Consider the following 2,782-nt stretch of genomic DNA (forward strand, 5'->3'; position numbering starts at 1 on the left):
GCGCGCCCGCTTGGACGCGGCGAGCCGCAGGTAGTTTCGCTCGCGGATCGCGGCGCGGTAGTGCTCGACGGTCGCCTTCGCCACGGCCGGACGCGCAGGTCAGGGCGCCGCCGGGGGCGGGCCGCGCGGCGTCCGCCGCCGCTTGAGCGACTCGTCCACGCTGGCGAGCACGATCGGCACGATCACGCTCAGCCAGAAGTCGCGCCACCCCCAGGCGCCCAGCGCGACGCCGAACGCGCTGGACACGCAGACGAAGCCGAGCACCAGCCTCGACCAGTGCCGCCGCACCAGCGCCACCGGGTCGGCGAACCGGCGGTGCGGGAGCAGCGCCGCCACCGGGCGCTCGCGCGCGTGGGCGCGCTGCACGACCGTCGCGTCCGGGAACCAGTGCAGCACGTCCGCGCCTCCGGCGAGCGGGACGCGGGTGAGCGCGATCAGCGTCTCCAGCCGCCACCACAGCGTCCACAGCGACGTGCGGCCGCCGCCCGGCGGCCCGTTGCGGCGGGGGTCGGTGACCTCGCCGCGCGCCAGCGTCCGGAACGCGCGGGCGACCGTCGGCCCGTGCGGGCCGCGCGGGTCCCGCAGCAGCGCCGTCAGCGCGATCGGCAGGCCGTAGTGCCACAGGGCCAGCCGCCACACCGGCCGCGATCCGAGGCCGTGCGGGGACACCTCGTAGGTCTCGATCCAGGTGTGGTCGTCGTCGGGGTCGAGGTGGGCGAGCAGCCAGTCGTAGGCGTCCAGCAGCCGCTCGGTCCGCAGGCCCGGCCGCGCCTCCGCCAGCGTCACCAGGACGAACGCGGTGTGCGTCACGGTCGGCGCGGCCGCCGGCACCGGTCCCCACGCGGGCCGGTACGCGGTCCGGTCGGCCGTCAGCCACTCCACGCCCCGGTCCACCGCCGCGTCGTACGGGTTGAGCTGGGAGAGCGCGCGCAGCGCCAGGCACGTCTGCCACACCCGGGACGCGGAGCCGTACAGCGAGCCCCAGCCTCCGTCGGGGTTCTGGTTGCGCAGCAGCCACCGGTAGGCGCGCCGCAGGTCCGGGGCGTCCTCGCGCAGGTCGCAGCGGGCGCGGGCGAGGAACCGGGCGATCCACCCCGTCGCCTCGACCACGGGCATGCCGAGGCTCGTGCCGGTCGCCCAGCCGCCGTCGCGCAGCGCGTCGGAGGAGGCGGCCTGCCGTTCGGCGAGGAACGCCAGGCCCTCGTCGAAGTGCTCGAACGGGCGGCCCGCCTCCACGAACGCCAGCAGCCCGAGCGCCGTCGCGGTCGTCCCGGGCTCGGGCCGGGCCAGCTCGTGGTACCAGCCGCCGCCGCTGCCGGGCGCGGGCGCATAGGTGTCGCGCAGGACGTCCAGGGACTCGTCGAGGCGGGCTTCGAGCACCGCCATGTCGATGACGGGAGCGGCGCGGGCGCCGGAGGGCGCGGTGGCGGGAGGGGCGGCGCGGGGCGCGGGTGCGGGGGGCTGTGGGGTCTGGTTCACGGTGTTGCCTTCTCTCCCCGTATGTGCCCGTTCGGCCATGTTTTGTACCCCTCGGGTGCCGGGTCTGTGGCCGTGGCCGCACAGATCGCCGGCGCGGCCCCGCGGGCACGCTGGAAGCGTCCGCCCGTGCGTCCCGTGTGCTTGGAGGAGGCGTTGGCCGAGCCGTCGGCCCAGCCCGGCCGCGAGTGCGTGCTGTGCCCGCCCCTCCGGTTCCGGATCAACGCCATGGCCGACCTGCCCGGCGAGGCGTCCGTCCTCGCCGGGGACCGCGACTTCCTGCTGATGCCGGACGTCGCGCCGCTCGCCGACGGGCACGTCCTCCTCGTCACGCGCGAGCACCGCCAGTGCGCGGGCGACTTCGACGAGCGGCTGTGGGACGGCGCCCTGCTCTGGCGCGACCGCGTCGCCCGCCTCTACCTGCACGCCTACGGGGCCGGCGACCTGCTGCTCTTCGAGCACGGGCCCGCGCGGTCACAGGGCGGCGGCGCGTGCATCGACCACGCGCACTGGCACTTCCTGCCGGGGACGCCCGGCGTCCGCGCCGTGGTGGAAGAGCAGGGCCTGCCGGGCGCCCCCGCCGGACACGCGGCGCTCCGGGCCCGCTTCCGCACCGGGCGCTCCTACCTGCTCATCGACGAGCGCGGCACGGCGACCGTCCATCCCGGCGACGGGGTGCGCGGCCAGTTCCTGCGCTGGGCCGTCGCCGCCGCCCTGGAAGGCGGACCCGCGCGTGAGACGGCCCTGGCGGGCGGGGCGTGGCGCTGGCAGCAGACGTTCGGGCTCCCCGAAAGCCGGCGGCGCTTCCTGCGGACCCTGCGGACGTTGCGGCCCGCGGCCTCCGCCCTCGACGGCCCGTCCCCGCTCGATCACCGCGACGACAGCCACCAGTAGAGCTCGCACGCCGCCAGCCGATCACCGAACCCCGCGCGCGCGTCCCCGTCGCGGTACCCGGTCCCGTACTCCATCGACAGCCCTTCCCGCTGGTAGGCCAGCACCCGCTCCAGCAGCGTCGGGCCGAAGCGCAGCAACCACAGAGGCCGCCCCGCGACCGCGCCGTCGAGCGCGCGCGCCAGCGCCCGCACCTCGTCCGTCCCGGCGGGCACCCCACGGCCGAGCAGCCGCGCCAGTGTCGGTGCCTCCGCGAACACCACGTCCGCCGCCGACAGGACCGGCAGCACGTCCGCCGCCGCGAGCCGCGCGTCGATGTCATGCGGGACCAGATCGAACGCCACCGCGGTGCCCGCCGCGCGCGCCGTCTCCGCGGCCGCGCGCAGCGCCGCCCGCGACACCGGCGACAGCAGCG

General features: G+C 77.1%; 3 protein-coding genes. 1 reads left to right on the plus strand and 2 read right to left on the minus strand.

Going from position 1 to position 2,782, the window contains the following annotated elements; translation table 11 throughout:
• Window positions 1-99: 99 nt before the first annotated feature.
• On the minus strand, window positions 100-1,479 hold the full coding sequence (locus ABZ914_RS49675; protein WP_500201567.1) for a prenyltransferase/squalene oxidase repeat-containing protein: 1,380 nt from the start codon (window positions 1,477-1,479) through the stop codon (window positions 100-102).
• Between the two features lie 153 nt (window positions 1,480-1,632).
• On the opposite strand from ABZ914_RS49675, the gene ABZ914_RS49680 reads away from it, so the two are divergent.
• Window positions 1,633-2,370 (plus strand): HIT family protein, encoded by a 738-nt coding sequence (locus ABZ914_RS49680; RefSeq protein WP_500201568.1) that lies wholly within the window; start codon window positions 1,633-1,635, stop codon window positions 2,368-2,370.
• On the opposite strand, the gene ABZ914_RS49685 is transcribed toward ABZ914_RS49680, so the two are convergent.
• Window positions 2,346-2,782, minus strand: a 437-nt coding sequence (locus ABZ914_RS49685; RefSeq protein ID WP_500201569.1) for a hypothetical protein, incomplete at its 5' end; no start/stop codon positions are given. The two genes, ABZ914_RS49680 and ABZ914_RS49685, sit on opposite strands and share 25 nt — an antisense overlap.

The organism is Spirillospora sp. NPDC046719, from assembly GCF_040645715.1.
Taxonomy (GTDB): Bacteria; Actinomycetota; Actinomycetes; order Streptosporangiales; family Streptosporangiaceae; genus Spirillospora.